4 protein-coding genes are annotated in these 3,642 nt (G+C 67.5%); 1 reads left to right on the top strand and 3 read right to left on the bottom strand.

Features of this window, described 5'->3' with window-relative positions; all coding sequences use genetic code 11:
* Together RMO40_RS16795 and RMO40_RS16790 are read right to left on the bottom strand one after the other, a co-directional pair.
* Positions 1-2,022: molybdopterin-dependent oxidoreductase (locus RMO40_RS16795; protein WP_309723899.1), on the bottom strand; the 2,022-nt coding region annotated here is incomplete at its 3' end.
* Positions 2,023-2,045: 23 nt separating this feature from the next.
* The gene (locus RMO40_RS16790) at positions 2,046-2,879 is read right to left on the bottom strand and encodes an MmyB family transcriptional regulator (protein WP_309723896.1); all 834 of its coding nucleotides are present in this window, start codon (positions 2,877-2,879) and stop codon (positions 2,046-2,048) included.
* A gap of 128 nt (positions 2,880-3,007) precedes the next feature.
* Here RMO40_RS16790 and RMO40_RS16785 point away from each other — a divergent pair, with 128 nt between their 5' ends.
* A complete protein-coding gene (locus tag RMO40_RS16785; RefSeq protein ID WP_309723893.1) occupies positions 3,008-3,427 on the top strand; it encodes a hypothetical protein in 420 nt (139 codons plus the stop codon).
* On the opposite strand, the gene RMO40_RS16780 is transcribed toward RMO40_RS16785, so the two are convergent.
* On the bottom strand, positions 3,415-3,642 hold a 228-nt coding region (locus RMO40_RS16780), incomplete at its 5' end, for a hypothetical protein (RefSeq protein WP_309723891.1). The two genes, RMO40_RS16785 and RMO40_RS16780, sit on opposite strands and share 13 nt — an antisense overlap.

The raw sequence follows: 3,642 nt of genomic DNA, 5'->3' as shown, positions 1-3,642 counted from the left end.
GACCTCCACCTGCGCCTCGATGGCGTTGCCCGCAGGGCCCGCGATGCGCGCCATCGCACCATCCACCAGCCCCAGGCGTTGCGCATCGGCCGGGTGAACCATCGCCGTGCAGCGGAACGGCCCCTTGGCCAGCAGCGGCAGGTTGTGCATCCAGCTGTTGTTCGAGCGCACGTGGCGGCGGCCGACGATCACCATGTCGGCCGCGGGCTCGTGGAGGGCGGCCAGGGCGCGCGGCAGGTCGGCCATCAACAAGGGCGGGGCCAGCTCGATCTTGCCGCTGGGTGTGCGCAGCATCTCGGGCACACGCGGCTGCAGCTCGCCGAGGTCGATGCCGCCGGGAGCAGCCTTCACCTTCTCCAGCGTCAGGCCTTCGGGGTTGCGGCCGAAGCCATCGCCATAGGGCCCGTTGCGCAGCGCCAGGTCGACTCGCCGATCGGGGCCACTGTGCTTCGACAGCTCGGCCATCACCGCACCGGCCTTCTCGCCGAAGCTGCGCTCCAGCTCGGCCATCAGCATCGCGTCGTCGATCGCTTGCGGATCGGCAGCAGCGCCCTTGCCCTGTAAGAGGCCGATCAGCTTGACCATCACCTGCCAGTCGCGCAGGTGCCCAACGGGCGCGGGCAACACCGGCGAGCTGTAGCGCACGTAGTTGCGGTACTGAAACTGCTGCAGCGCGATGTCGTGGTGGCTCTCTTGCAGCGACGACAAGCCGGGCAAGATCACATCGGCATGGCGTGTGGTTTCGTTGATATAGATGTCCAGGCTCAGCATGAAGTCGAGCTGGTCGAGCGCCTTGGCGAGCCGCGCGCCGTTGGGCGCTGAAAGAACCGGGTTGCTCGCAATGGTGATCAGCGCCTTCACCTGGCCCGGCCCTGGCGTTTCGATTTCTTCGGCCATGCAGCCGGTGGGCAGCTCGCCGAACACCTCGGGTGCGCTGCTCACGCGCGCGCGGTGGCGGCCGGTGACGATGCCACGGCCTGAGCCCGGTGTGCCCTCGGTGTTGGCGGAAAAAGAGGCCGCCTTGGGGAACATGGCGCCGCCCGGTTCGTCGAGGTGGCCGGTGAGTGCATTAAGCACATCGATCAGCCAGCTGGCCAGTGTGCCGAAGGTCTGCGTGCTGGTACCCAGGCGGCCATAGACGGCGGCGCGTGGCGCCTTCGCCAGTTCGCGGGTGAGCTCGCGGATGGTCTCGGCAGCGATGCCGCAGCGCGTGGAAACAGCATCGGCTGAAAACGGCTGCACGGCGGCACGCAGCTCGTCCACACCCGCCACGTGTTCGGCCAAGCGGCCCAATCGCACCTGGCCTTCGGCAAACAGCGTGTGCACCATGCCCAGCAGAAAGTGCGCATCGCCACCCGGGCGGATGGGCAGGTGGCGGTCGGCGATCTCGGCCGTTTCGGTGCGGCGTGGGTCGATCACCACCAGCTTGCCGCCGCGTGCATGCAAGGCTTTGGCCTTGCCGCGAAAGTCGGGCACCGTCCACAGGCTGCCGTTGCTGGCCATCGGGTTGGCGCCGAGCATCAGCAGAAAGTCGCAACGCTCGATGTCGGGCACGGGAATGGAGAGCCAGCTGCCGAACATCAACCCGCTGGACAGCTGCTTGGGCATCTGGTCGAGCGTGGAGGCGGAGAAGATGTTGTGCGAGCCGAGCGACTTGAGCAGGCGGCCGGCGTAAAGCATCAGGCCGAGCTTGTGGCTGCTCGGGTTGCCAGCCGACACGGCCACGGCGTCGTTGCCAAACTCCTGGCGCAGCGGCAGCAGGCGGCGTTCGATCTCGGCAAAGGCTTCGTCCCAGCTCGCTTCGACGAACCTGCCATCGCGCTTGATCAGCGGCGTGCGCAGACGGTCGGGGTCTTCGTGCAGGTCTTTGAGCGCCACGCCCTTGGGGCAGAGGTAGCCCTTGCTGAAACCGTCGCTCTCCTGACCGCGAATGGCGATGACCTTGCCGCTTTCCACATGCACATCGAGCCCGCAGCAGGCTTCACAAACGGGGCAGATGCGGTGGGCAATGGTCGTTGTCATTCTTGTCTCCTGTGGGCTGCCGTTTATGGCGGCTGCGCGGCTGCTTGTCCGTCACTCAGGTGACGCAAAGCTTGCGCGGTGAACGCGTCGGCCGGGAAAAAGGTCTCCAGCGCCAGCTCCGACAAGGTGATGTCGACCGGCGTGCCGAACACGGTGATGGTGCTGATGAACGACAGCACGCCCATTGCCGTACGCAGCTGCAGCGGCAAGGCGACGGCGTTGTGGGCGATGGCCTCGTAGGGCTCGTCGTCGGGCGGAGCGGGGTAACTTTGCAGCTCTTCGAGCAGGGCGGCCAGCACCGGGTCGGCACTCACCGCGATCTGGTGACGCAGGCGTTCGAAAAGGTGGGAGCGCCAAGCGGCGAGGTTCACGATCTTCGGCGCCATGCCTTGCGGGTGCAGGCTCAGGCGCAACACGTTGAGCGGTCGTTCCAGCAGCTCGGGGGCGATGCCCTCCATCAGCGCGAGCACCGGGCGGTTGTGCGACAGCATGTTCCAGTGCCGGTCCACCGCCAGCGCGGGATAGGGCTCGTGCGCGCGCAGCACCAGGTCCACCGCCTCGCGTGCGGCTTGCAGGGCCGGGTCGTCGAGCGTGCGCTCGCGGTAGATCGGCGCGTAGCCGGCGGCGGCGAGCAGGGTGTTGCGCTCGCGCAGCGGCACCTCGAGCTGCTCGGCCAGGTGCAGCACCATCGCGCGGCTGGGTGCGGCGCGGCCGGTTTCCACGTAGCTCAGGTGGCGGGTCGAGATGTCGGCGTCGAGCGCGAGGTCGAGCTGGCTCAGACGGCGTCGCTGTCGCCATTCGCGCAGCAGGGCGCCGATGGGTTGCGCGGGGGAGGCAAGGGCAGAGGCGGTGTGCATGGCGCCGACGATAAACCAGCGCGGGTTCGGCTCCCATGACCTCCCAGGTCATCGACTGCCGACCAAGGGCTGTCGAATGATTTGGCCCATGCCGCCGCATCCGTGGTGGTCTTCAACTGGAGATGCTCATGTCACACGTTCTTTCTTCCACCTTTCTGCGGCGCGTTCTTCTGGCCGACGCCGCGTTGAGCCTGCCCAGCGGCGCGGCCATGGCGCTCGGTAGCGGTTTGCTCTCGCAGTGGTTTGGCTTGCCGGCCTGGCTGCTGGTGCCTGGCGGTGTGGCCTTGGTGGCCTATGCAGTCTTGCTGTTCTGGATGGCAGAGCGCCCCAGCGTGCCACGGGCCGCGCTGTGGGTGTTCATCGGGTTCAACCTGGTGTGGGCGATCGACTGCGTGGCCATTGCAGCCGGTGTGTGGTTCGCGCCGACGCCGCTGGGCCTGGCCTTCCTGGGCATGCACGTGCTCGCGGGGCTGGTGTTTGCCGAGCTGCAGTTCATGGGGCTGCGCCGTGACAGCGCAGCCCGCACCGGCCAGCGTCAGCTCGCGTAGTCGGCGATCGGCACGCAGCTGCAGAACAGGTTGCGGTCGCCGTAGACGTTGTCGACCCGGCCGACCGGCGCCCAGTACTTCTGCGCACGCAAGCTCTTGACCGGAAAGGCCGCTTCCTCACGCGAGTAGGGGTGCGGCCATTCCGACTTGAGCAGGGCGGCCGTGGTGTGCGGTGCGGCTTTCAGCGGGTTGTCTTCGCGCGGCCAGGCGCCTTG

Origin of the sequence: Rhizobacter sp., assembly GCF_031412075.1 — a bacterium.
GTDB lineage: Bacteria > Pseudomonadota > Gammaproteobacteria > Burkholderiales > Burkholderiaceae_C > Rhizobacter.
Note: the sequence above shows the minus strand (reverse complement) of the source record. Positions and strands in the feature narration are given on the sequence as shown.

Coding starts and splice junctions, on each gene's coding strand:
- RMO40_RS16790 (WP_309723896.1), bottom strand. CDS start 2,879: ATGCACACCGCCTCTGCCCTTGCCTCCCCCGCGCAACCCATCGGCGCC.
- RMO40_RS16785 (WP_309723893.1), top strand. CDS start 3,008: ATGTCACACGTTCTTTCTTCCACCTTTCTGCGGCGCGTTCTTCTGGCC.